Annotated in this window: 24 protein-coding genes and 2 tRNA genes; 13 read left to right on the top strand and 13 right to left on the bottom strand. The window is 63.1% G+C overall.

Annotated elements, in window-relative coordinates:
• Positions 1-3: 3 nt before the first annotated feature.
• From CZ674_RS00270 to rpmH, 8 genes are all read right to left on the bottom strand, one after another.
• Positions 4-1,086 (bottom strand): ParB/RepB/Spo0J family partition protein, encoded by a 1,083-nt coding sequence (locus CZ674_RS00270; protein ID WP_086989910.1) that lies wholly within the window; start codon positions 1,084-1,086, stop codon positions 4-6.
• A complete protein-coding gene (locus tag CZ674_RS00265; RefSeq protein WP_086989907.1) occupies positions 1,083-1,970 on the bottom strand; it encodes a ParA family protein in 888 nt (295 codons plus the stop codon). The genes CZ674_RS00270 and CZ674_RS00265 overlap by 4 nt, the downstream gene beginning before the upstream one ends.
• Positions 1,971-3,189: 1,219 nt before the next feature.
• On the bottom strand, positions 3,190-3,837 hold the full coding sequence (gene rsmG, locus CZ674_RS00260) for a 16S rRNA (guanine(527)-N(7))-methyltransferase RsmG (RefSeq protein ID WP_086989903.1): 648 nt from the start codon (positions 3,835-3,837) through the stop codon (positions 3,190-3,192).
• On the bottom strand, positions 3,837-4,301 hold the full coding sequence (locus CZ674_RS00255) for a Jag family protein (RefSeq protein WP_086989901.1): 465 nt from the start codon (positions 4,299-4,301) through the stop codon (positions 3,837-3,839). The genes rsmG and CZ674_RS00255 overlap by 1 nt, the downstream gene beginning before the upstream one ends.
• A gap of 69 nt (positions 4,302-4,370) precedes the next feature.
• On the bottom strand, positions 4,371-5,327 hold the full coding sequence (gene yidC, locus CZ674_RS00250) for a membrane protein insertase YidC (protein ID WP_200810015.1): 957 nt from the start codon (positions 5,325-5,327) through the stop codon (positions 4,371-4,373).
• Complete coding sequence (gene yidD, locus CZ674_RS00245) at positions 5,327-5,575, bottom strand: membrane protein insertion efficiency factor YidD (RefSeq protein ID WP_268802373.1); 249 nt, start codon at positions 5,573-5,575, stop codon at positions 5,327-5,329. The genes yidC and yidD overlap by 1 nt, the downstream gene beginning before the upstream one ends.
• A 38-nt stretch (positions 5,576-5,613) precedes the next feature.
• Positions 5,614-5,931, bottom strand: a complete 318-nt coding sequence (rnpA, locus tag CZ674_RS00240) for a ribonuclease P protein component (protein ID WP_159456841.1) — start codon at positions 5,929-5,931, stop codon at positions 5,614-5,616.
• Positions 5,932-5,945: 14 nt separating this feature from the next.
• On the bottom strand, positions 5,946-6,083 hold the full coding sequence (rpmH, locus tag CZ674_RS00235) for a 50S ribosomal protein L34 (RefSeq protein ID WP_022920050.1): 138 nt from the start codon (positions 6,081-6,083) through the stop codon (positions 5,946-5,948).
• 292 nt (positions 6,084-6,375) lie between these two features.
• On the opposite strand from rpmH, the gene dnaA reads away from it, so the two are divergent.
• The 11 genes from dnaA to CZ674_RS00180 all read left to right on the top strand — a co-directional run bounded on the left by dnaA (position 6,376) and on the right by CZ674_RS00180 (position 18,682).
• A complete protein-coding gene (gene dnaA, locus CZ674_RS00230) occupies positions 6,376-7,803 on the top strand; it encodes a chromosomal replication initiator protein DnaA (protein ID WP_086989892.1) in 1,428 nt (475 codons plus the stop codon).
• Between the two features lie 418 nt (positions 7,804-8,221).
• Positions 8,222-9,364: a DNA polymerase III subunit beta gene (gene dnaN / locus CZ674_RS00225; protein WP_086989890.1), complete on the top strand. Its 1,143-nt coding sequence runs from the start codon at positions 8,222-8,224 to the stop codon at positions 9,362-9,364.
• Positions 9,365-9,370: 6 nt separating this feature from the next.
• Positions 9,371-10,468 carry a DNA replication/repair protein RecF gene (gene recF / locus CZ674_RS00220; protein ID WP_086989886.1) on the top strand — a complete coding sequence of 366 codons (1,098 nt, stop codon included), beginning with the start codon at positions 9,371-9,373 and terminating at the stop codon, positions 10,466-10,468.
• A complete protein-coding gene (locus CZ674_RS00215; RefSeq protein WP_143244569.1) occupies positions 10,458-10,955 on the top strand; it encodes a DUF721 domain-containing protein in 498 nt (165 codons plus the stop codon). The genes recF and CZ674_RS00215 overlap by 11 nt, the downstream gene beginning before the upstream one ends.
• Positions 10,956-11,039: 84 nt before the next feature.
• A complete protein-coding gene (locus CZ674_RS00210) occupies positions 11,040-12,443 on the top strand; it encodes a four-carbon acid sugar kinase family protein (protein WP_086990234.1) in 1,404 nt (467 codons plus the stop codon).
• 212 nt (positions 12,444-12,655) lie between these two features.
• A complete protein-coding gene (gyrB, locus tag CZ674_RS00205; protein ID WP_234988347.1) occupies positions 12,656-14,683 on the top strand; it encodes a DNA topoisomerase (ATP-hydrolyzing) subunit B in 2,028 nt (675 codons plus the stop codon).
• A 9-nt stretch (positions 14,684-14,692) separates the two neighbouring features.
• Entirely contained in the window at positions 14,693-17,284 is a 2,592-nt protein-coding gene (gyrA, locus tag CZ674_RS00200; protein WP_086989877.1) for a DNA gyrase subunit A, read from the top strand.
• A complete protein-coding gene (locus tag CZ674_RS00195) occupies positions 17,281-17,691 on the top strand; it encodes a DUF3566 domain-containing protein (protein ID WP_086989874.1) in 411 nt (136 codons plus the stop codon). Before gyrA ends, CZ674_RS00195 begins: the two co-directional genes overlap by 4 nt.
• 62 nt (positions 17,692-17,753) lie before the next feature.
• Positions 17,754-17,830, top strand: a tRNA-Ile gene (locus CZ674_RS00190).
• 18 nt (positions 17,831-17,848) lie between these two features.
• A tRNA-Ala gene (locus tag CZ674_RS00185) sits at positions 17,849-17,921 on the top strand.
• A gap of 224 nt (positions 17,922-18,145) precedes the next feature.
• Complete coding sequence (locus tag CZ674_RS00180) at positions 18,146-18,682, top strand: DUF488 domain-containing protein (protein ID WP_086989871.1); 537 nt, start codon at positions 18,146-18,148, stop codon at positions 18,680-18,682.
• Here the strand turns inward: CZ674_RS00180 and CZ674_RS00175 are convergent.
• Both CZ674_RS00175 and CZ674_RS00170 read right to left on the bottom strand, forming a co-directional pair.
• Entirely contained in the window at positions 18,655-19,305 is a 651-nt protein-coding gene (locus CZ674_RS00175; protein ID WP_086989867.1) for a response regulator, read from the bottom strand. The two genes, CZ674_RS00180 and CZ674_RS00175, sit on opposite strands and share 28 nt — an antisense overlap.
• Positions 19,302-20,504 (bottom strand): sensor histidine kinase, encoded by a 1,203-nt coding sequence (locus tag CZ674_RS00170; RefSeq protein WP_086989864.1) that lies wholly within the window; start codon positions 20,502-20,504, stop codon positions 19,302-19,304. The genes CZ674_RS00175 and CZ674_RS00170 overlap by 4 nt, the downstream gene beginning before the upstream one ends.
• 117 nt (positions 20,505-20,621) lie before the next feature.
• Between CZ674_RS00170 and CZ674_RS00165 the strand changes: the two genes are divergently transcribed.
• A complete protein-coding gene (locus tag CZ674_RS00165) occupies positions 20,622-21,440 on the top strand; it encodes a GAP family protein (protein ID WP_159456840.1) in 819 nt (272 codons plus the stop codon).
• Positions 21,441-21,505: 65 nt separating this feature from the next.
• On the opposite strand, the gene CZ674_RS00160 is transcribed toward CZ674_RS00165, so the two are convergent.
• From CZ674_RS00160 to CZ674_RS00150, 3 genes are all read right to left on the bottom strand, one after another.
• A complete protein-coding gene (locus CZ674_RS00160) occupies positions 21,506-23,020 on the bottom strand; it encodes a catalase (protein WP_086989859.1) in 1,515 nt (504 codons plus the stop codon).
• A 69-nt stretch (positions 23,021-23,089) separates the two neighbouring features.
• Positions 23,090-23,542 (bottom strand): Fur family transcriptional regulator, encoded by a 453-nt coding sequence (locus CZ674_RS00155; RefSeq protein WP_086989856.1) that lies wholly within the window; start codon positions 23,540-23,542, stop codon positions 23,090-23,092.
• A 49-nt stretch (positions 23,543-23,591) separates the two neighbouring features.
• On the bottom strand, positions 23,592-24,065 hold the full coding sequence (locus CZ674_RS00150; RefSeq protein WP_086989853.1) for an anthrone oxygenase family protein: 474 nt from the start codon (positions 24,063-24,065) through the stop codon (positions 23,592-23,594).
• Positions 24,066-24,111: 46 nt separating this feature from the next.
• Between CZ674_RS00150 and CZ674_RS00145 the strand changes: the two genes are divergently transcribed.
• A complete protein-coding gene (locus tag CZ674_RS00145; protein WP_086989850.1) occupies positions 24,112-24,552 on the top strand; it encodes an NUDIX hydrolase in 441 nt (146 codons plus the stop codon).
• Positions 24,553-24,638: the final 86 nt, after the last annotated feature.

Raw genomic sequence — 24,638 nt, 5'->3', positions numbered from 1 at the left:
TCGCTACAGCGGCTTCGAGTCGCCGAACGGGTCTTCGCCGAGCTCCGAGAGGATTCGGTTGAGGTCCGCCACCGTCGGAAAGTCGATGACAATCTGACCCTTTGACCGGCCGAGCGAGACACGCACACGCGTGTCGAGCCGGTCGGTCAATTTTTCTGCCACCTCATCGAGGCCGCGCTGCACGGAGCCCTTCTTCGGCTTCGAGCGTGTTGCACGGGGCTGCACACCTGCGGCCGCGGCCTCCGCCGCTCGCACCGACAGATCCTCATTTACAATCTTGTCGGCCAGTCGCTCCATCGCCTCGTTCGAGCCGGTCGAGAGGATTGCCCTTGCGTGGCCTGCGCTGAGCACACCTGCGGCCACTCGGCTCTGCACTGTTTCGGGCAGACGCAGAAGACGAATTGTGTTCGAAATCTGCGGACGGCTGCGTCCGATGCGCTCTGCGAGCTGCTCCTGCGTGATGGCGAAGTCGTTCATGAGCTGCTGGTATGCCGAGGCCTCTTCGAGGGGATTCAGCTGTGCTCTGTGGAGGTTCTCAAGCAGTGCGTCACGAAGCATCGAGTCGTCGGGAGTCTCTTTGACGATCGCCGGGATCTCAGCGAGACCGATGCGCTTGGTGGCACGCCAGCGTCGCTCACCCATGATGAGCTCGAAGTGCGGGCTCTCTCTCGCGCCTTCGACCGGGCGCACCACGATCGGCTGGAAGAGGCCGAACTCGCGAATCGAGTGCTCGAGCTGGTCGAGATCCTGGTCGTCGAACTCGGTTCGCGGCTGCTGACTGTTCGGCCTGATGTCGGTCGGGTCTATTGCGAGCAGCTTGACTCCGGGCACAGCATCCAGTTCTGCTGCATCAGTGTTTCCGAAGAACACATCGATGGCTCCGTTGGACTTGCCTGGGCGCTGTGCCTCGCTGCGCTTGTTCGACGTGGCCTTGGAGGCCGGCTTGGCCGCAGATCTGCTGGCTGTCGCTGGCTTTGTCGGCGTGCGCTTCGATGCCGGTGCCTCCTTGGCCTCCGGGCGGGCCGGGGCGTCGCCAGTGGGGATGAGTGCACCGATTCCGCGACCGAGTCCTGCGCGCTTGTTCATTTCTGTGCTCCTCGAAGGGCGATTTCCTTGGCTGCTTCTCTGTACGAGAGCGCGCCGGGTGAATTGGGGTCATAAGTGACGACTGTCTGGCCGAAACCAGGGGCTTCTGAGACGCGAACTGACCTTGGAATAACCGTCTCGAGCGTCTTGTCGCCGAAGTGTCCGCGCACTTCTTCTGCGACCTGCTTCGACAGGATGGTTCTGCCGTCGTACATGGTCAGCAAGACAGTTGCCAGGTCAAGGGTGGGGTTCAGGTGCTGCTGAATGCGCCCGATGGTGTCGAGCAGCTGCGAAACACCCTCCAGTGCGTAGTACTCGCTCTGAATCGGAATGAGCACCTCACTTGCGGCAGTGAATGCGTTGATGGTCAGGAGTCCGAGCGAGGGCGGGCAGTCGATGAAGAGGTAGTGGATGTCATCGTGCTCCATGAGGTAGTCCTGCACCGCGTCACGGAGCACATACTCGCGACGATCCATGGTGGCCAGCTCGAGATCGGCGCCGGCCAGGTGGATTGTCGACGGCACACAGAGCAGCCGTTCGTGCTCAGGGGACTGCTGCACGACATCTTCGAGGGGTGCTCCCTCGATCAGCACCTCGTAGGTGCTTGGGACTTCTGCGTGGTGCTCGATTCCCAGCGCTGTCGACGCATTGCCCTGGGGGTCAAGGTCGAGCACGAGGACTTTTGCGCCGGCTTGGGCAAATGCTGCAGCCAGATTGACGACGCTAGTGGTCTTGCCGACGCCACCCTTTTGGTTCACGACCGTGATGACGCGCGTGTCTTCTGGAAGAGGGAGCTGGCCCGACTGAAGGACTCGACGTCTCCTCGCGAGATCAGCGAGTTCACGTGCAATTGGAGTCGTGTCGAATCTGGACTTCTGATTCACTGTGCTCCTTGTCGTTGTGATGTTTCACGTGAAACGGCGGTGCCGTGCATCGTTACATTCTGCCCTACTCGGGCCCGTCTGGCCACTCGACGCGGTACGTCTGTGGAGTTTCCACACCCTGTGGATAACATCTGGGTCCGAAACAGTCGTATGCCGCGATTTCGTTGAGTTGACGCGGTTTTCCGGCCTTGTCTATGTTGACGGTGGCGTTCATGTTGTCCACACCAGACATGGATTCTGACGTTTCACGTGAAACACTCGCTCGAAACTGCATCGTCAACTCTGGGCGTCAATTCGGACGCTCTTGCTCCCGTCCTCCTGCCGCGAGTGGCAGCCATAGATTCACACGGTCGTCTCTGCGTCTCCCTCGTCACGCAACGCTGAACCTCGTTGTTTCACGTGAAACAAGCACGAGAGCCACGCGAAAGACTTGCCCCCAGACCCCCGGCGCAAGGCACTCCTGATGGTGCATTCACGACACGTCCTGATCTACGTGCCGGCGAGACTGGTCACTCAATCTTTCACGTGAAACGTAAGGGAGAAATGAAGTGCTGCGAATCGGGCTCCGAACAAGACGTCACAGTCGTCGGCACCGCCCGAGCACGTCCGTCCGGCTCACTCTCGCAGTGTTCCACGTGACACTATGTCCTCGGTCGGCACCCTCCACGCCTCATGGTGCATCACACTATGATTTCACTTCTTTGAAGCTCTCACAGCTGGCGTCGCCTCGCGTGTTGTTTCACGTGAAACAACAGAAGGATCGCTTACAAGCCAAAAGCAGCTCGAAGCTCGCGACTACTCCAAGAACCGCGTCGCGCCGCTTATTGCTGTCAGCAACCGTTTCACGTAAAACATGCACTTGACCACACGCAAGAGCGAGGTCTAAGAGCAACTCCACCGAAAACACAAGAACCCTCGTCATGTCACGGTCCCGAACCAACAGTCAAGATCAAGCAGAAGGATGGCAGGCCGCAAGTCCAGTTGACCCGTATCGATGCAGATCTACCGATTCGAAGCGCCGAACGACGCCCAGCATCGAGGTTTCACGTGGAACGTCGACAGACCCCAAGGATTCTTGTCTTTTGGGGCGCAACAGTACGGACTCAAGGTGAGCAGCACCGCCACCGTTAAGCCCAAGCACGCTGCCCAGCAAATCAGCAGCAGAGCGAACAGACAACGCAAACAAGCACTCGAACAGCATGTTTCACGTGAAACACCGTTAGGGATCTACGGTTGCCCTGACAACTCGAGTGACTTCGACGCCTTCAGCATGACCGAGTTCCTCGACCCGCACATCCGTCAGTCGGTACTTTCGGATTGCCTTGGCTGCCTTTTCGATCTCTTCAGCTGCGCGTGCGCCCTTGAGCAGCGCGAGTTCGCCGCCGCTGCGCACGAGTGGCGCTGTGAGCGGGATCAGAGTGCGAAGCGCAGACACGGCACGGGCAGTGGCCACGTCGAACGGCTCGACCACTTCGTAGTCTTCTCCGCGAGCACGAACCACGGTGACGTTCGCGAGCTCAAGCAGATCCACCTGCGACTGCAGCCAGTTGGTGCGTCGCTCCATGGGCTCGATCAACGTGAAATGCACGTCTGGGCGCGCAATGGCAAGCACGATGCCAGGCAGCCCAGCGCCGGACCCCACGTCAACGACCCTGCCATTCACGAGGGGTGCGGGCAGTGCTGAATTCAGAATGTGACGCGTCCAGAGCTGCGGCAGCTCACGCGGCCCGATGAGCCCAAGCTCATCGCCGCGTGCGACCAGCTGCCCCGTGAACTCGCGAGCAAGCTCAATGCGGTCACCGAAGATGACAGCCGCGGATGCCGGCTCCGCCTCAACAAGAGACGGGTCGAACACTGCCTCAGTCATCAGCCCTCAGCGGGCTTGACGACAGCGTGACGCTCGCGGCCTTCACCCTCTGATTCACTGACGAGACCTGCATCAGCCACGAGGTCGTGCACCAGCTTGCGCTCGTACGAGCTCATGGGAGTCAGTGCCACCTGCTCAGCGCCGCCCTCGATGTCGGAGAGTGCGCGAGCGACCATCGACTCGAGCTCTTTCGTGCGTGCGTCACGTGAACCAGCAACGTCGAGTACGACGCGTGAGAACTCTCCGGTCTTGGCCTGCACCGCGAGGCGAGTGAGCTCCTGCAAAGCGCTGACAGTCTCAGGATCCGACAGGGGAGTGAGCGAGTCATCGCCGGCCTCACCCACAACGAGCGTAGTGCGACGTGAGTCTGTCTCAATTTCAATGTCGCCGTCCATGTCAGCGATGTCGAGCAGCGCTTCAAGGTAGTCAGCGGCGATATCGCCTTCGTCGACGTTCTCAGTCATGTGGATTCCAATTCGGGTTTGCGAATGCTGCAACGTGCAAGCCGTGGGCAACTGCCCTGACCAAGCACTCTATCTGTTTGAGCGCGGGCCCTTCTTGCGAGGCTGCTTGCGCTGCAGGTTTTCGATGACGGTGTCTTCTTCGTCCTGCTTCTCTTCGCCCTCGACAGCAGGGAGGCCCATGCGCTGACGCTTGCGGGCCATCTTCGCCTCACGAGCGAGTGCAGCCTCTGAGCCGGGGTTCGGCATGCGATTGATGATGATCAGCTGCTGCACGAGCGTGTAGACGTTCGAGACGAGCCAGTAGAACATGGTCGCGAGGGGGAAGATCCAGGCGGTGATGAGCAGGAAGAAGGGGATGATGTACAGCATCATGCGCTGCTGCTTGTACATCGGCGACTCCTTCATCTGAGGAGTCTGGTTCTTCGTCATGATCTGCAGCTGCGTGTAGAACTGCGCGCCGACCATGAAGATCGTCATGCTGACTGCGGTGATGATGACAGGCCAGTTCCACTCGGAGACACCGACCTCGAGGCTCATGTGCAGCGGAACGGCCTCGAAGAGTGTCGAGGCGCGGAACTGCCTGGCAAGCACCTCGCTCATGGCGCCCACGCCGGCAACGCCCTGGTTGGCGGTGTTCAGCACCTGGACGAGGCCGAGGAAGACCGGCATCTGCACCAGCAGCGGCAGACAGCTGGCAAGCGGGTTCGTGCCCGCCTTCTTGTAGACCTCCATGACCTCGCGGTTCATGGCCTCGCGACTCAGGCTGTCTTTCTTGCCCTTGTACTTGTCTTGGATCTTCTTGACTTCGGGCGCGACCTCAAGGGCCTTGCGAGAAGACTTGATCTGCTTGACCGTGAGAGGAATCATCGCGGTGCGAACCACGAGCACCAGGGACGCAATCGAGAGCACCCACACGAGACCAGAGGCGGGGTCCATGCCGAACCACTCGAACAGCCAGTGGAATCCCACCAGCACAGCCTCCAGCACCCATTTGATGGGCCACATCAGCATGCCGAAAAAGTCCACTAGTTCCTCTCCTCTGCAGCCACGAAGCCGCGGGTGGTGATTCTGTAAAGATGTGACCGTTCAGGGATGTCATCGACACCCCCGGCAGACCAGGGATTGCAGCGGAGAATCCGCCACGCACCCAGACCGACGCCACGAATGACGCCCCACTGCTGGATCGCTTCAAGCGTGTACCTCGAGCAGCTGGGGTAGTACCTGCAGACATCGCCGTAGATCGGCGAGATCAGCTTTCGGTACACCAGCAGCACCGCAACACACGCATTTCGCGGCAGCAGCAGCACGGTTCTCACTGGGCGACCTTCGGTGCGATTCCTGCGTTCAGTGTAGCGAAGGAGCGGCCATTGGCCGAAGGCAGCACTCTGATGACGACGTCGACCGGAGAGTCGTGCGGGAACGTCCGCCGGGCGACGTCTGAGAGCTGTCGCTTCAGCCGATTGCGCACGACAGCGCCGCCGACCTTCTTCGAGACTATGAAGCCGAATCTGCTTGTCTCGGACTGGCCGGCGGCGATGTGCACGATCGCGTGCTCGGTGTGGACCCGCCTGCCGGATCGAACGATGCGACGAAAGTCCTCGCCGCGAACGATCCGGTGCTGCTTTGCCAACACCGGGGAGACGCTTACGCTGAGACGCTGCTGCGACCCTTGCGGCGACGTGCTGCCAGGATGGCGCGGCCGGCGCGGGTGCGCATGCGAAGGCGGAAGCCGTGCTTCTTGGCGCGACGACGATTGTTGGGCTGGAACGTGCGCTTGCTCATGATTCTCCGTACGATCTCGAGTGGTCAGTTGACGACCGAAAAGTTTGCATGCCTTGAGGCAACCTGTCTATGGTACGCGACCTTCAATGTCTCCGTCAACCACGCAAAACCTGTGTCGACGACATGCCGTCTTCAATAACTATAACTTGCACCGCCGCGAGTATGAGGGCAAACTCTAGGAACCCGGTCCGGCTTCCGTGTTCGCTACGTGCACTGCCTGGCCTCACCTATACTCTTTCACTTGGGGATAACCCTGTGGACAATGGGCTCTGGAAAGGCGTGGCAGCAAGATATGGCGGCAGATTCAGCTACCGATCGACTATGGTCGGCGGTCGTCGCCAAGCTCAATGAGGATTCGCGAGTTCTGCCGCAGATGCGCGGATTCCTTGACCTCGCAGAGCCTCAGGGCGCCATCGGCGACATGCTCTACATCGAGGTTCCGAGCGAGCTCGCACGTGAAATGCTCTACCATCGCCTCCGCATTCCCATTGTGGAGGCGCTTGGGGATAACTCTGTGGACATCACGTCGTTCCGCGTTGTCGTGAACCCAGAACTCGGGGCAGACGACGACTTCGGCGAAGAAGACGAAGAGATTCCGGCCCGAGCAGATCCCGAGGCCGAGACTCCTGTTGCCTCCGCTCCCTCGGCCGCCCCGGCAATCCGTCGAATCGAGACTCCGGCCTCCGAGACCTCGCTCAACACGAAGTACACCTTCGACACATTCGTCATCGGCTCGTCCAACCGCTTCGCTCATGCAGCGGCACTCGCCGTCTCTGAGCTGCCGGCCAAGGCATACAACCCACTCTTCATCTACGGAGAATCGGGCCTCGGCAAGACGCACCTGCTGCACGGCATCGGAAACTACGCGCAGTCGCTGTATCCGGGCATCCGCGTGAAGTACGTCTCGAGCGAAGAGTTCACCAACGACTTCATCAACTCGATCGCGAACAACCAGGGCCAGATCTTCCAGACCCGGTATCGCGACATCGACGTGCTGCTGATCGACGACATTCAGTTTCTGCAGGGACGCGACTCCACGCAGGAGGCGTTCTTTCACACCTTCAACACTCTTCACGATCACAACAAGCAGGTCGTCATTACGTCGGATGTGCAGCCCAAGCACCTGACCGGATTCGAATCGCGCATGGTCAGCAGGTTCGAATGGGGACTCATCACAGACGTGACAGCTCCCGACCTTGACACCCGAATCGCGATCCTGCGCAAGAAGGCGCAGATGGATCGCATGGTCATAGCCGACGACATCCTGACGCTGATCGCCGACAAGGTTCGCACGAACATCCGCGAGCTCGAAGGCGCGCTCATTCGAGTGACGGCGTTCGCAAGTCTCAACAAGCTGCCGATCGACGTCGAGCTGGCGCAGACTGTTCTCAAGCACTCGATCATCTCTGAAGAGCGTGCCGAGATCGGACCGGGCGAGATCATCTCGCAGACCGCCAAGTACTTCGATCTGACAGAAGACGACCTGTACGGATCGTCGCGTTCGCAGACCATCGCGCGTGCGCGCCAGATCGCCATGTACCTCTGCCGCGAGCTCACTAGCCTGTCGCTGCCGAAGATCGGCGCACTGTTCGGCAACCGCGACCACACGACGGTGATGTACGCCAACAAGAAGATCGAGAAGCTCATGAAGGAGCGTCGCTCGGTCTACACGCAGGTGACCGAGCTCACCACGCGACTCAAGCGCGCATCCGGCGCCTGACGGCACCCGCCCCTCGAGCCGAACACCACGGCTCGAGGCTCTGTCGTGCCTGGAAGGCGGTTCGACGAATGACAACCTTCAATGTGCACTTCATGTGGAATAGCCTGTTGGCAATGAGCAGCGCCTGTGGAGACTCTCGATGAAGCTGTGTAATGACAAAGCTGTCATTCGATTTCGTCTCCACAGACGAATCACAATCTGCAGCGCTCGCTCCACATCTCACAACGATGTAGTTTCCATGCGCCTCATGGCTTCGGCTGACTTGCTCACAGTTTCCACCGGGGTTATGACTATGAATAAGAGAAATGTCATTCGATCAAGTCACCAACCTCAAGCGGCGACTGGCAAAAGTCTCGGTGATCGGTCTCGCCAGACTGTGACAGAATTACGGGGCAATCCACGAGAGGGAGAATGAGCCGTGAAGTTCGTCATCAATCGCGATGTCTTCAAAGAAGCAGTGTCATTCACCGCGAAGCTTCTGCCGCAGCGCAGCACCCTGCCGATCCTCATGGGAGTCAAGATCACAGCGGCGGATGGCCGGGTCGAGTTCTCGGCATTCGACTACGAAGTCTCATCCCGCACCAGCGTTGCAGCTGACGTCGAAGACGAAGGCACAGTGCTCGTCCTCGGCACGATGCTCGCGAGCATCGCCGGCAACCTGAAGACAGACACCGTTGTCGTCGAAGAGCAGGATTCAGCCATCGTCGTCCGTGCCGGCTCATGGGAGACCAAGCTGCAGCGCATGCCGATCGAGGAGTACCCGACCACACCCGAGGTGAGCGGTCGCACCGGACTCGTGCGCGCATCCGCGTTCTCTGAGGCTGTTGCCCAGGTGTCGATCGCGGCATCACGCGAAGACGTCACCCCCGTCATCACCGGCGTGCAGCTCGAGGCGACTGGCACCGAGCTCACGATGATCGCAACCGACCGCTACCGCGTCTCGATTCGCGGCATCGAATGGGATGCCGGCGACGAGACCGAGCCGCTGACCGCACTCGTGCCTGCCAAGACCCTCAGCGAAGTCGGCCGCATGTTTAGCAAGGCCGAGAACGTCACGATCACGATGTCTGACAACGCAGAGCGCCAGCAGATCGGCTTCTCGGCTGGCGACCGCACCGTCACCAGCCTGCTGATCAAGGGCAACTACCCGCCTGTTCGCAAGCTGTTCCCTGAAGAGACCCCGCACTACGCGGTCGTCAACACGGCCGAGCTCGTCGAGGCGACGAAGCGAGTCGAGCTGGTGCTCGACCGCGAGGCTGCGCTGAAGTGCACGTTCTCTGACAACCGGCTCACGCTCGAGGGCACCGGCAGCGACCAGGCGGCGTCGCGAGACACCGTCGACACGGTCATGCACGGCGAAGAGATCGTGCTCTCGATCAAGCCGCAGTTTCTGCTCGACGGCCTCGGCGCAGCACACAGCGAATTCGTGCGCATCGCCTTCACCAAGAGCCAGAACACGAACAAGCCCGGGCCGCTGCTGCTCTCGCGCCAGACTTCGCGTGACGAGCCCGCATCCGACGACTTCAAGTACCTGCTGCAGCCAAACCTGCTCACGCGCTGATTCTTCATGCACGTCAGTCGGATAGAGCTTGCCGACTACCGCAACTACGAGCGTGCAGCACTGGATCTCACTCCTGGCGCAACGCTGTTCATCGGTAAGAACGGGCAGGGCAAGACGAACCTCGTCGAGGCGATCGTCGTGCTCGCGACCGGTGCGAGCCACCGGGTCAGCGGCGACGCAGCACTGATCCGGGCGTCGAAGGAGTCTGCTGTCATCCGTGCGCAGCTCACGCACGGCACCCGCACGATCGGTGTCGACGTGCAGTTCAATCGCCAGGGTGCCAACCGCGCTCAGGCTCAGGGCAAGCGCATCGCCATGCGAGACCTGCCGCGCTATGCCCAGGTCGTGCTCTTCGCACCCGAAGACCTGGCGCTGATCCGCGGGGAACCCGGCGGCCGCAGGCGATTTCTGGATCAGCTGGCGACCATCCGTCAGCCCCGCATGGCTGCCGTGATCGCTGATTACGAGAAGGTCGTTCGGCAGCGCAACGCACTGCTGAAGTCAGGCCGAGGCTCTCGAATCACCGACTCTGTTGTGCAGACCCTGCAGGTGTGGGACGAACGGCTGGTCACGCTCGGCCTTCGCATTGAAGCCGCCCGGCAGCAGATCGTCACAGATCTCGCGCCGCACGTTGCACGGGCGTATGCGGCGATCGCCGGCGACGAGCATGCGACCGAGCTGCAGCTGCAGACGAATGTTCCGGCATCAGAAGAAGAGTTCAGAGCACTGCTGGATGCGCGAAGGAGTGACGAGTTCGAGCGGGCAGTCTCGCTCGTGGGTCCGCATCGCGATGATCTGCACCTTGATCTCAATGGGCTGCTGGCCAGGCACTACGCGAGTCACGGCGAATCCTGGTCGTATGCCCTGTCGCTGAAGCTCGCTTCTGCCGAGCTGCTGCGAGGCGAGGCCGCCGGCGATCCGGTGCTGATTCTCGACGACGTCTTCGCCGAGCTGGATTCGACGCGACGCCAGCGCATGGCCGACGCGATCGGCTCGTTCGAGCAGGTGCTGATCACTGCTGCCGTGGAGGGCGATGTTCCCGAGGATCTCGTGACCCGCAGGGTGCGCATCCGCTCTGGTGAAGTGGTCGAAGATGCGGCGTGACCTCGCAAAAACCGAGCACGAGCGCGTGTGGCAGCGATTCGTGCTGAAGTTCGGCGACCCGGCGCACACGACGCGCGATGGCAGAAGGCGTCGGGCGGCGGCCGAGCAGGGGTCGAAGCCGTTCGGAAAAGGGCGCGACCCAGAAGGGCTCGGAGCCGTGCTCGACCTTGCGGCCGCAAACTTCGGCTGGACAGAAGAGCTCGCCCGCGGCGACGTGATCGGCAACTGGGCAAGCCTCGTCGGCGACGGCGCGGCTGAGCACAGCGTCGCGCAGGAGGTCATCGACGGCGAGCTCGTCGTGCAGTGCGCATCGACGGCGTGGGCGCAGCAGCTGCGCATGATGCACAGCGACATCATCAAGAAGCTGACCGAACGATTCCCTGAATCGAGTGTTCGGCGCATCAAGTTCAACGGGCCGCACCAGCGCAGCTTCAAGGCTGGGTACCGTTCTGTTCCGGGCCGGGGGCCACGAGACACCTACGGATGAACGAGCCCGGTGCACTACCCTGAATGCAAGATATTGTATTTCTGATTTCCTATAGTCATCGAATCTGCACACAGGGGAGTGTTCATGCAGTCAAGCGATCTGCTGACGGGTCTGCCGAAGCCGTTCGAGGTGTCGGCAGCTGACGTCGCGAGTTCAGTGCCGCCCGAGGTCGTCTATGTCGTGCTCGATGACGACCCCACCGGCACGCAGTCGGTCGCCGGCCTTCCGGTGCTGACGCGATGGTCGCCCGACGACTTCAGCTGGGCGTTGCAGCAGGGCACCGCTGCCGTCTATGTGCTGACCAACACGCGTTCGCTCGATGCCGAGCAGACCGTGTCGAGAACGCGTGCCGTGGTCGCCGCTGCGACTGAGGCCGCAGCGAAGGCCGGCAGGGTCGTTCGCTTCGTGAGCAGGGGCGACTCGACGCTTCGCGGCCACTACCCGCTCGAGACCGACATCCTCTCGCAGGCCATGCTGGATGGAGGCGGAGTCGCCCCGAGCTTCACTGTGCTGATCCCGGCGTTTCCCGATGCCGGCCGAATCACCGTGCACGGCGTGCACTACTGGGTGGTCGGCGACGAGGCGACGCCGGTGGGGCAGACGCCGTTCGCCGCCGACGCGACCTTCGGATTCACGAGCTCGAGTCTTGCCGACTGGGTTGCCGAGAAGACCGGCGGCCGAATCGCAGCAGACCAGGTGGTGCTGATCGACATCGAAACCGTGCGGAAGGGGCCGGATGCGGTGGCCGCCGTGCTGCGCGAAGCACCAGCAGGGTCTGTGGTCGCCCCGGATGTCGTGGCTGAAGATGACATGCGCGTCATCGCGCTGGCCATCCACGCACTTGAGGCAGAAGGACGATCGGCGCTGCTGCGCATCGGCCCGCCATACCTGCGCGCGCACATCGGGCAGCCGGTCGCAGAGCCCGTCTTGCCCGACCAGATCGAGTTCGCGCATGACCGCGGCGGCCTGGTCGTCGTCGGCAGCCATGTTCCTCTGACCACGGCGCAGCTCGCGCATCTCAAGGCCGCTCGGCCCGACACCGTGACAATCGAGCTGAATGCTCGCCTGCTGCTGACTGACGAACGGAATGCGCACCTCGACGACCGTGTGCGCGCATCCGTCGATTCGATTGCGCACGCAACCGTCATTGTGCACACGTCGCGTGAGCTCATCAAGGGCCGAGACGAAGCGCACTCCCTCGACATTGCGCGGCAGATCTCGTCTGCTCTTGTCGACTTCGTGGCGCGCCTGATGGATGCCGCGCCTCCGCGCTTCGTCGTCGCGAAGGGCGGCATCACGTCGTCAGACACCGCCTCGGAAGCCCTCGGAATCAGCCGGGCGATGGTTGTCGGACCGATGCTGCCGGGCATCGTGTCGCTCTGGCAGCCGCAGTCGGGACCGGCTCAGGGGATTCCGTATGTGGTGTTCGCCGGAAACGTCGGCGAAGAGGACTCGCTCACTGCGGTGGTTGCGAGGCTTGCCGACTGATCGCTGCGACCAGGGGGTACGTCCTCGACGCAGGATCACCCCGATATGCCCGCGAAAGTGCATTCCGGTCGTAGAACGGGGCTCGGGCGACCAAATTATTCGCCTGTGCGAGAAATCGGCGCTCAGCGCGGTTCACAACGGGCTAAACACGCCGAAAAGAGGTAGACTGGCAGATGCGCCTTGTGCGCGCCAATATAAGGAGTTTACCGTCTATGACTGAGCCGAAGCCGAATGAGTACGGTGCCGACGCCATCCAGATTCTCGAAGGTCTCGAGGCGGTTCGCAAGCGGCCCGGAATGTACATCGGCTCGACCGGCCCCCGCGGTCTTCACCACCTGGTCTACGAGATCGTCGACAACGCTGTCGATGAGGCGCTGGCCGGCCACTGCGACACGATCAATGTGACGATTCTTGCTGACGGCGGCCTACGCGTCGAAGACAACGGCCGCGGCATTCCGGTCGACCCGCACGCGTCAGACCCCAGCAAGTCGTCGCTCGAGGTCGTTCTGACAGTGCTGCACGCAGGCGGAAAGTTCGGCGGCGGCGGATACGCGGTCTCGGGTGGTCTGCACGGTGTCGGCTCGTCTGTGGTCAACGCGCTCTCCACCCGATTCGAGGCTGAGGTGAGCCGTCAGGGCAACGTGCACCGACAGCAGTTCGAGGTCGGCGCACCCGTTGGCCCCATCCAGATCGGCGAAGAGACCGACAAGACGGGCACGACGATCACGTTCTGGCCCGACGGCGACATCTTCGAGAGCATCGAATTCGACTACGAGACGCTGCGCACTCGCTTTCAGCAGTACGCCTTCCTCAACAAGGGCCTCACCATCTCGATCACGGATGAGCGCCCCGAGCAGGTCGAAGAGGCTGCCGAGATCGAGCAGGAGCTCAGCGACGAAGACCCGCAGGACGCACCCGCTACGCCCAAGACGAAGACCGTCACGTACCTGTACGAGAACGGCCTGAAGGACTACGTCGAGTTCCTCAACAAGCAGAAGAAGACCGAGAAGGTCCACGAAGAGATCATCGACTTCGAGCAGGAGGACGAAGAGCGCAAGCTGTCGCTCGAGATCGCGATGCAGTGGACGACCTCGTACCAGGAGGCGGTCTACACCTACGCGAACACGATCAACACGCACGAGGGCGGCACGCACGAAGAGGGCTTCCGCGCTGCGCTGACGACGCTGATCAACCGCTACGCCCGCGCGAACAACCTGCTCAAGGAGAAGGACGACAACCTCACGGGCGAGGATGTGCGCGAGGGCCTCACCGCCATCGTCTCGATCAAGCTCGGCGAGCCGCAGTTCGAGGGCCAGACGAAGACCAAGCTCGGCAACACCGAGGCGAAGTCATTCGTGCAGCGCGTCGCCGGCGACATGCTCGGCGACTGGTTCGAGCGCAACCCGCTGCAGGGCAAGGACATCGTCCGCAAGGCGATCTCGGCTGCGACCGCACGCATCGCAGCCCGCAAGGCTCGCGAGCAGACGCGTCGCAAGGGCCTGCTCGAGTCGGGCGGCATGCCCGGCAAGCTGAAGGACTGCCAGTCGAAGAACCCGTCTGAGTCCGAGATCTTCCTGGTCGAGGGCAACTCGGCAGGCGGCTCTGCGGTGCAGGGTCGCGACCCCTACTCGCAGGCGATTCTGCCGCTGCGCGGCAAGGTGCTCAACGTCGAAAAGGCGCGTCTCGACCGAGCGCTGCAGAACGCCGAGATCCAGTCGATGATCACGGCCTTCGGTGCCGGCCTCGGCGAAGACTTCGATCCTGACAAGGTTCGGTACCACAAGATCGTGCTCATGGCCGATGCTGACGTCGACGGCCAGCACATCACGACGCTGCTGCTGACGCTGCTGTTCCGCTACATGCGGCCGCTCGTCGATCTCGGCTACGTCTACCTTGCAATGCCGCCGCTCTACCGCATCAAGTGGACGAACGCCGAGCACCAGTTCGTCTACTCCGATGCCGAGCGCGATGCTCTGCTCAAAGAGGGACGCGACAGGGGCTGGCGACTTCCTCGCGACAACCAGAATCCCGTGCAGCGATACAAGGGTCTGGGTGAGATGAACTACCAGGAGCTCTGGGAGACCACGATGTCACCCGAGACTCGCACCCTCCGTCAGGTGACGCTCGACGACGCCGCGACAGCAGACGCAACTTTCTCGATCCTCATGGGCGAAGACGTCGAAGCTCGTCGCGAATTCATTCAGAAGAACGCACGCGACGTGCGCTTCCTCGACATTTAAGGACGCTTGATGACTGACGAAACAACACCCGAGGAGCCCCGCACAGGAGTGCAGCAGGTCGACCTGCAGAGCGAGATGCAGCGCTCGTACCTCGACTACGCGATGAGCGTCATCGTCGGACGCGCGCTTCCTGAGGTGCGCGACGGCCTCAAGCCCGTGCACCGCCGCGTGCTCTACGCGATGTTCGACGGCGGCTACCGACCCGACCGCCCGTTCTCGAAGTGCTCGCGCGTCGTCGGCGACGTCATGGGCCAGTTCCACCCGCACGGTGACTCGGCGATCTACGACGCCCTCGTGCGTCTCGTGCAGCCGTGGGCAATGCGCTACCCGCTTGCACACGGCCAGGGAAACTTCGGCTCCGCCGGCGACGACGAAGCGGCAGCCCCCAGGTACACCGAGACCAAGATGGCGCCGCTCGCACTCGAGATGGTGCGCGACATCGACGAAGACACGGTCGACTTCCAAGACAACTACGACGGTCGCACGCAGGAGCCCGCTGTGCTGCCTGCTCGCTACCCGAACCTGCTGGTCAACGGCTCGGTCGGCATCGCCGTCGGCATGGCCACGAACATCCCCCCGCACAACCTCCGCGAGGTCGCGGCGGGCGCGGTGTGGCACCTCGAGAACCCTGAAGCGTCGAACGAAGAGCTGCGCGCAGCCCTGATCGAGCGCATCAAGGGCCCCGACTTCCCGACGGGTGCGACGATCCTCGGAAACAAGGGCATCCAGGATGCCTATGCGACCGGCCGCGGCTCGATCACGATGCGCGCTGTCGTCAACGTCGAAGAGATCCACGGGCGCACGTCGCTCGTCGTCACCGAGCTGCCGTACCAGGTCAACCCCGACAACCTTGCGCGCAAAATCGCAGACCTCGTCAAGGACGGCCGCCTGCAGGGCATCGCCGACCTCAAGGACGAGACCTCTGGCCGCACCGGTCAGCGACTGGTCATCACGCTCAAGCGCGACGCCGTAGCGAAGGTCGTGCTCAACAACCTCTACAAGCACACGCAGCTGCAGGAGAACTTCGGCGCGAACATGCTTGCCATCGTCGACGGCGTGCCGCGCACGCTGCCGATCGAGGGCTTCATCACCAACTGGGTGACGCACCAGATCGAGGTCATCGTCCGGCGCACGCAGTTCCGCCTCGCTCGCGCAGAGGAGAGGATGCACATCCTTCGCGGGTACCTCGCCGCTCTCGACGCACTCGATGAGGTGATTGCACTCATCCGCCGTTCTCCCACGGTCGAAGAGGCTCGCGAAGGCCTGATGGAGCTGCTGAGCATCGACGAGCTGCAGTCCCGTGCGATTCTCGAGCTGCAGCTGCGACGCCTGGCCGCGCTCGAGCGCCAGAAGATCCAGGACGAGGCAGAAGAGCTCGGTCGCATGATCGACGAGTACAACGACATCCTCGCCAAGCCCGAGCGCCAGCGTGCGATCGTCATCGAAGAGCTGACCGAGATCGTCGACCGCTATGGCGACGACCGCCGCTCTGAGATCCTCGCCGGCTACGACGGCGACATGAGCATGGAAGACCTGATTCCCGAAGAGGACATGGTCATCTCGCTCACTCGCGGCGGCTACGTCAAGCGCACCCGCATCGACCAGTACCGCTCGCAGCACCGCGGCGGCAAGGGCGTGCGCGGAGCCCAGCTGCGCGCCGACGACGTGGTCGAGCACTTCGATGTCACGACGACGCACCACTGGCTGCTGTTCTTCACGAACTTCGGTCGCGTGTACCGTGCCAAGGCGTACGAGCTCGGCGAGGCCGGCCGCGATGCCAAGGGCCAGCACGTCGCGAACCTGCTGGCGATGCAGCCCGACGAGACGGTGCAGAAGGTCATGGCCATCCGCGACTACGGCGCCGCCGAGTTCCTGGTGCTCGCGACCAAGCAGGGGCAGATCAAGAAGACGCGCCTCGAGCTGTACGACACGAACCGCATGGGTGGCATCATCGCCATCAACCTGCTCGACGGCGACGAGCTCGTCTCGGCCCAGCTCGCGAACTCCGGCGACGACATCCTCGTTGTGACTGCAGGCGGCAAGGCTGCTCGCTTCACGGCGAGCGACCAGGCGCTGCGCTCAATGGGACGCGCGACTTCGGGTGTGCGTGCGATCAAGCTGATCGGCGACGACTATGTGCTCAATGCCATGTCGATCGCCGACGACGAAGGCTACCTGTTCGTCATCACCGATCAGGGCTACGCGAAGAAGACCCCGCTTGAGGAGTACCCCGCAAAGGGTCGCGGCACCCAGGGTGTCGGCAACTTCGCATCGGGCGACCACGGACGCGGCGGCCTCGTGGGTGCGCTGCGCGTGTGCGACGGCGACGAGGTCCTCGTGGTGCGCAACAGCGGCAAGGTCGTGCGTTCGGCTGTCGACGAGGTCGAGCCGCGCGGTCGCATGACGATGGGCGTGCAGTTCGCCGAGATCTCGAAGAAAGACCCTGTGCTCTCGATCGCGCTCAACGCCGAGAAGCACGTTGAAGACGTCGTCGACGACGCTGACTCATCCGCTGAGATGACGAGCGAAGAATCGGATGCGGGTAGTGTTGACGCCGCAGACGTTTCAGGTCAGGCATCGACAGAAGAGGATGAAGCATGAGCGGAGTCTCACAGTCACTCCAGCGCAAGTCGCCCACCAAGCGAACCGGCGGCAAGCAGATCCGACTGCGCCTCCAGAACATCGACTTCTGGTCGGCTATGAAACTGGCTGCCGTGGTCGGCTTCGTCCTCGCCGTGATTCAGATTGTCGTGACGATCATCATGTGGCTGCTGCTCGAGATCCTCGGCGTCTTCGCCAAGGTCGACGAGCTGCTGCAGGATCTGCTGGCGTCGTCGCAGTTCACGCTGATGGACTTCGTGTCGCTGCCGAGCGTCATCCTGTTCTCGGTGATCGTGGGGCTGCTGAACTTCGTGGTGATCACGATTCTCGGCGCTCTCGCGGCCCTGATCTACAACCGATCGGTGCCGCTCACGGGCGGCCTGCTGATGGGATTCACGAACCAGTAGGCGGCTCGAGTCGCGTGGTGTGACGGCCCCTGATTTTCATGGTAAAGTTATTGCTTGTGCCAGGGGCTATAGCTCAGGCGGTTAGAGCGCTTCGCTGATAACGAAGAGGTCCCAGGTTCAAGTCCTGGTAGCCCCACCAAGGCACACAATTCAATACGGGCCCGTAGCTCAATTGGTAGAGCGCCTGCTTTGCACGCAGGAGGTCAGGAGTTCGATTCTCCTCGGGTCCACTGCAAAACCCCGGCAACGTGCCGGGGTTTTTCCGTTGGGGGGCGTGCCCCAAAGTAGTCAATTTTCGGCGGAACGCCGCACAGAGACTGCTTTCGGGCACGGTTTCCGAGAATTGACTACTTTCAGAACATCCGGCAGCAGGAGCCTCACTCCTAGTCTCGGTCATTCTGCCCCGAAATCTCCTACTCTGGGTAACAGGCCACTGTCACGGGAGGAGAGCAGCATGGCAGTCTTCACAATCGGGCACTCGACGCGGTCGACAGAAGAGTTCATAGGCCTGCTGCGCCAAAGCGACATCGGGCAAGTCGTCGACGTGAGGCGCATCGCCGGGTCGAACAAATACCCGCAGTTCAATGCGGACTCGCTCGCCGCATCCCTCGAAGACTCCGGCATCGGGTACGAGCATGCCGAAGGCCTGACGGGCCGTCGCCGAGTCAGCAAGACCGTGCTGTTCGAGGTCAACGAATGGTGGCAGAACCGCAGCTTTCACAACTATGCCGACCATGCGCTCTCAGAGGAGTTCGCGGATGCGCTGGCCGACCTCCGCAAATCGGCAGGCGAGCAGAACGTGGCGGTGATGTGCTCGGAGGCCGTGTGGTGGCGGTGTCACAGGCGTATCATCGCCGACCACCTGCTGGCGCACGGAGACACGGTGCAGCACATTCTCGGCGAGGGCCACGTCGACGAGGCGCAGCTGAGCGAAGGCGCCGTGGTCAGCGACAGCTCGGTGACCTATCCGAGCCCGGCCTCGCGCGCGTAGATCGCCGCCTGCATTCGCGACTCGAGATCGAGCTTGGCGAGCACGCTCGACACGTGCGTCTTGACCGTCGTCACGCTGATGCTGAGCTCGGCCGCAATCTGCGCGTTGGGCAGCCCCCGCCCGAGCGAGCTCAGCACATCGACCTCGCGCGGTGTCAGCCCGTCGACGACGCGACTCGGCTGAGCAGCGGGCTGCTCAGGAGCATTGGCGAACGCATGCAGCAGGCGCCGCGTCACCTCAGGGGCGACAACGCCATCGCCGACGGCAACCCGGCGAATCGCGTCGATCAGCTGTGCCGGCTCGACCGACTTCAGCAGAAAGCCGGATGCGCCGGCCCGGAGCGCGCCGAACACCACCTCGTCGAGATCGAATGTGGTGAGCATGAGCACTTCTGCCGATGCGTCCTGCACGACCTGTCTGGTTGCTTCGACTCCGTCTGTTCCCGGCATGCGCGCATCCATCAGCACAACGTCGGGTCGCAAGACCCGCGCCTGTCGCACCGCTGCGGCTCCGTCGGCCGCCTCGCCCACGACCTCGATGTCGCCGGCGGTCTCGAGCAGCAGCCTGAGGCCGGCACGAACCGTCGCGTGGTCGTCGGCCAGCAGCACCGTGATTGCGTTCATCGTGATGTCTCCTTCAGCGGCAGCTCGACTTCTACGAGCCAGGTGTCGTCGCTGCTCTGGTGGGCGAGCATCCGCCCTCCGACCAGCTCGACTCGCTCCTGCATGGCGATGACCCCGGTCCCTGAGCCCATCGCTGCATCCGCCGGGTGGTCCGACAGCCCAGACGTCACGCGCAGACGCAGTGTGCGGCGGCCCCGGTCGATGTGCACCTGCGCCGTCTTGTCGCCGTGCTTCAGCGCGTTCGTGAGCGACTCCTGCAGCACACGAATCACCACGTGCTCGGTGCTGGCCGACAGGTCGTCTGGCATGGTGCCCTCTGCAGACACCGTGAGCCCGTGCGACTCGGCTCGGGCGATCACCGTGTTCCAGTCGGTGTGCTCCAGGGGAGCGGTGTCGGGTGCGCCGCTTCGCAGCACGCGCACCATCTCGCCCAGCTGGTCGAGGGCGTCGACGGATGTGGTGCGAATGGTCTCGAGGGCCTTGCGGTCGCGCTGGGCATCGGGTTCGGCATGCAGCACGGCACCTGAGGTGAGGGCGATCGCCGAGACCTGGGACGACACGACATCGTGCAGCTCGCTGGCCATCTGCCGGCGTTCGGCATCGATGGCCACGCGCCGCTGAGCCTCCTGCTCGCGCAGCAGCGCCGCATGCCGCTCGCGGTCGAGCGACTCGTGGGTGTCGGGCTCCTGCCAGAGGGGTCGCCCGCGCCGCACCTCGGAGGCCCACCAGAGGGGCATGACGAGCACCGAGAAGCTCAGCAGCGTCACCGTGACGCCGAACGCGAGACCGCCGCCGGGCAGCAGGGCGAGAGCCAGCATGGCAACCGAGAAGACAACGGATACGACCGAGGTGATTCTGACCGACCGAGCCGTGGCCCTCAGCGCGAAGCTGTAGATCAGGTCTGACAGGCACAGCAGGATGCCCAGGTTGAAGCCGATCAGCAGATCCGCCACGACGCAGAGAACGCCGAGCACCAGCGCGAGCACGGGCTTGCGAATGCGTAGCAGCATGACGCCGGCCATGAGCGCGAGGGGCACCAGGTGCCACCAGGGCTGCGGCACCAGGCCGAGCTGCCGCCACCACGAGAACTCGGCGATCCCGGCCCATCCCATGACGATGAACATCACGGCGAGCCCGAGCGTGAACACCTGCTGCAGGTGCAGTCGGCCAGCCGACGGGCGTGGGGGAGTCGCGGTCATGAAGCCATTCGACCACACGCCAGGCGGCCGGGCCTCAGACCAAAGGAGGAGTGGCGTCGCCAGAGCCCCTGCCTTCGCCCGATGTGCCGACGGTGCCGGTGCTGTGATGCTCAGGGCATGCTGATCACATTTGTCGACTCGATAGTGCCCGAAGGCGTTGATTCGGTCTGGATGCTTGTTCCGGTGCTGGCCGTGCTCGCCCTCATCGACTCGACGAGCTTCGGCACGCTGCTGATTCCGATCTGGCTGCTCATGACACCGGGCAGGCTGCGCGGCGGCCGCGTGCTGCTCTACCTCGCAGTCGTCGCGACGGCTTACGCCGTGGTGGGCCTGGTGCTGCTGTCGCTCGCGCTGCTCGTGGGCGATCAGGTGTTCGGATGGCTCGAGGCCGCGCAGCAGAACCCGGTGTTCCTCTTCGCGCAGGTCGCGCTCGGCGTCGGCATGCTGCTCTACAGCTTTCGCCTCGACCCGTGGGGCGAAGCGGGCAAAGAGCGCAAGCGTGCCCGAGATGCCGCACTGGCGGCCGAGGGCAAAGGTGCGGGCGAGCGACTCAGACGGATGCGCGAGCGTGCGGTCGGCGAGGGATCCCACGGCGGTCTGTGGCCCCTGTTGACGCTTGGGCTCGTCGCAGTCGGTCTCGAGATCGCATCGCTGCTGCCGTATCTTGCGGGAATCGGACTCGTCGCGGCAGAGGACCCGGGCATCCCGCTCGCTCCCGGCCTCATCGTGTTCTACTGCCTCGTCATGATCGCGCCCGCGCTGCTGCTGCTCGTCGGGCGGGTGTTCGGGGGACGGCTGCTCGATCGGCCGCTGCGCAGGATCGAGTCGTTCCTGACCCGTCATGCCAGCGGCACGATCGCGTGGATCATCGGCCTGCTTGGCATCCTGCTCGCGATCAATGCGTACGGTCAGCTGCAGAGCATTGGCGTGCTGTAGCGCGACTCCCCGCCGACGCAAAAGGCGGCCGACCCCACAGAGGGATCGGCCGCCTTTGCCGTGAGCTACTTGTCGGTAGGTGTTCCGCCGGGCTCCTGGTCGCCGATTGCGGCGCGGTACGCCTTCTCGATGTTCTCGCCGACCTCCTGGTCGATGTTCTTCCAGTACTGGAAGACGTTCGAGAGCACGGGCTCTTCAACGCCGCCGAGCAGCGCACCCGTCACGGTCTCGACGAGACGGCCGCGGGCTGCCTCATCCATGACCTCACGAATGAGTGTGTGCGCCTGACCGAAGTCGTCGTCTTCAGCGTGCAGCTCGTATGCCGAGCGCACGAGCGAGCCGTCGGACTCCCAGCCGTTGTCGACCGGGCCCTGCTCGTCCTGGTACGAGCGGCCGTACGAGTTCGGCGCGTACACGGGAGCATTGCCCGAGTGGCTGAACTGCATGTGGCCTTCCTTGTCGTACGAGTTGGTCTCGCCGATCGGACGGTTCACGGGCAGCTGGTTGTAGTTCGTGCCGATGCGGTGACGCTGTGCATCGGGGTACGAGAACACGCGGCCGAGCAGCATCTTGTCGGGTGAGACGCCGGTGCCGGGCACGGTGTTCGCGGGGCTGAAGGCAGCCTGCTCGATCTGTGCGTAGTGGTTGACCGGGTTCTGGTTCAGCGTGAAGCGGCCGACCGGGATGCGCGGGTAGTCCTTCTTCGACCACGTCTTGGTGAGGTCGAACGGGTTGAAGCGGTACTTCTTCGCGTCTTCGTAGGGCATGATCTGCACCTCGAAGGTCCACGACGGGAAGTCGCCGTTCTCGATCGACTCGAACAGGTCGCGACGGTGGAAGTCAGCGTCGTCACCGGCGAGCTTGCCCGCCTCTTCGTTCGACAGGAACTCGAGTCCCTGCTCGGTCATGAAGTGGTACTTCACCCAGAACTTCTCGCCAGCCTCGTTGACCCACATGTAGGTGTGCGACGAGTAGCCGTTCATGTGACGCCAGGTGCGGGGGAGTCCGCGGTCGCCCATGAGGTAGGTGACCTGGTGTGCGGTCTCGGGTGAGAGCGACCAGAAGTCCCACTGCATGTTGTTGCTGCGAAGGCCGGTTGCGGGCTCGCGCTTCTGCGAGTGGATGAAGTCAGGGAACTTCATGGGGTCGCGCACGAAGAACACCGGGGTGTTGTTGCCGACCATGTCGAAGTTGCCGTCTTCTGTGTAGAACTTGAGCGCGAATCCGCGCACGTCGCGCCACGTGTCGGGTGAACCGAGCTCACCGGCGACGGTCGAGAAGCGAGCGAGCATGTCGGTCTTGGCACCCGGCTGCAGGAACTTCGCCTTGGTGTACTTCGAGACGTCTTCTGTGACTTCGAACGAGCCGAATGCACCGGAGCCCTTGGCGTGGGGGCTGCGCTCGGGAACACGCTCGCGGTCGAAGCGTGCGAGCTTCTCAACCAGCGCAACGTCGTGCAGCATCAGCGGGCCGTTGCTGCCGACGCTCAGTGAATGCGCGTCGCTCTCGCGGGGTGCACCCGCTTCGGTGGTCGAGGGGATTTCGGACGAGTGGTCCTTGGTGGGGTCGAACGAGGTCATAGGGTCTCCTTCTGGTGGCATGGCCATAGTGATGGTTTGGTCAGGTCTGATGTGAGGCGGATGCGCGGGTCAGGCGGTGCGGGCCGCGCGGCAGTCGGCGCAGGTGCCGCGGAAGAGCACCTCGGCGACTTCGATCTCGTAGTCGTGGTGGTGTTCGGCGGGCGGCACGAGGCAGGGGGCGTGGCCCACCTGGCACGGCACGTCTTCGAGACGGCCGCACTCGCGACAGATCATGTGATGGTGGTTGTCGTCGAGCTGCATCTCGTAGCGGGCCGCATTGCGGGCACCGGTGTCGACGCGGCGCAGCAGGCCAGCGTCGGTCAGAGCGTGCAGCACGCCGTAGACAGCCTGGGTCGAGACTGACCCGAGGCGCTCGCGCACAGCGGCAGCGACTTCGTCGGCCTCTGCGTGCTTGTGCTCGGCGATGACGGCGAGTGCCGCCATCCGCGGTGCTGTGACACGCAGACCGGCAGCGCGCAGAACGGCGTCCGCCGGCTGCTGAGGTGCTGTCGTGTCGGTCATGTCTTCAGTGTAGCCCAAAGAATGGAACTATTCAAGAAAAGGATGAGTTCTAGAAGACGAGTGCGATCGACAGGACTGCGACGGATGCGGTGGCAGTGAGCGTGCGAATGACGTTCCAGCGGCTCCAGAGAGGTTCGAATCGCTCTCTTGCCGAGCGCGCATCCGCGTCTGTGTTCGCCGGCAGGCGATCAAGCATCGTGTTGAGCGGCACGCTGCGGCTGGACGTGAACATGAATGTGGCTGCCGAGAGCAGGGCTCCGACGACGATCATCGTCGTGTTCAGCTCAGTGCCCTGGATCAGGGCCGTGCCCGCTGCCAGAACGGCGAGAATGGGGGCGCCGAAGAACACGGCTAGGAAGACCGGGTTCTGGATTGCGGCGTTGATGCGCCTGAAGATCGTGACGAACGCTCTGTCGTCGACGTCGCGCAGACCCGGAAGAACAGCGGTCGAGAATGCGAAGAACAGGCCGGCGACGAGGGCGTTCAGCACGATCGCGGCGATGAGGGAGGCAGTCAGCAGCACGCATTCAGCATGTCATGGCTGAACGGCGGGTGCGTAGGCTGGCTGTATGAATCTGCGACCCGCTGCCTACTGCGTCATCATCGAAGACGGCAGGATGCTGCTGTCGCACTGGATCGGCGGCGCCTGGACTCTGCCGGGCGGCGGCATGGATCCGGGAGAGCACCCCGAGGACGCAGCGCTGCGCGAAGTGACCGAAGAGACCGGCTACGTGGCCGAGCTCACCGGACTGCTGGGCATCGACTCGTTCGTCGTGCCGGCATCGCGCCGCATCGAGGGGCAGGGCGACCTGCAGGGACTGCGGATCGTGTACTCGGCCAAGGTAATCGGCGGCGAGTACGAGGTCGAGAAGGACGGCACGACCGACGACGTTGGCTGGTTCACGCTCGATGAGGTCGCAGGGCTGAAGACGTCGCCGCTGATTCCGTTTGCGCTCGGACGGCATCACGAGGCAGGCGTGGGCACGCCGCTTGCCGATCGGCGGGGGTAGGGGGCTAGGGGCGGCCACGGACTGCCGGGCTGTTCACCAGAAACCGCAATTCGGCCGGCTGTTTACGAGAAGCCGCAGGATTTGCG

The organism is Agrococcus casei LMG 22410, from assembly GCF_900163565.1.
GTDB lineage: Bacteria > Actinomycetota > Actinomycetes > Actinomycetales > Microbacteriaceae > Agrococcus > Agrococcus casei.
Note: the sequence above shows the minus strand (reverse complement) of the source record. Positions and strands in the feature narration are given on the sequence as shown.